Source organism: Serratia sp. M24T3 (genome assembly GCF_000257645.1).
Classification (GTDB): Bacteria; Pseudomonadota; Gammaproteobacteria; order Enterobacterales; family Enterobacteriaceae; genus Rouxiella.
This window is the reverse complement of sequence record NZ_AJHJ01000112.1, coordinates 1-236: the sequence shown is the minus strand read 5'-3', so window position 1 is coordinate 236 and position 236 is coordinate 1. Positions and strand designations below refer to the sequence as shown.

The following is a 236-nucleotide window of genomic DNA, read 5'->3' as shown; positions in this document are numbered from 1 at the left end:
AATCCTTTCCTTCTCTGCGTTGTCGCCCCACTCGTTTGCACCAAGCAAACGTCGTGTGACTCCGCCTTGATAAGAAAAAGATTGGCTGACTCATCTGAACGATGAGTGATAAAGGTATCTGTTTAGTGACTGTATGGGGCTATAGCTCAGCTGGGAGAGCGCCTGCCTTGCACGCAGGAGGTCAGCGGTTCGATCCCGCTTAGCTCCACCATATCCATACGGCTCACAACAAATAC

At 50.8% G+C, this 236-nt stretch carries 1 tRNA gene; it reads left to right on the top strand.

The features are described from left to right. The first annotated feature begins 135 nt into the window (after positions 1-135). A tRNA-Ala gene (locus tag SPM24T3_RS24200) sits at positions 136-211 on the top strand. Positions 212-236: the final 25 nt, after the last annotated feature.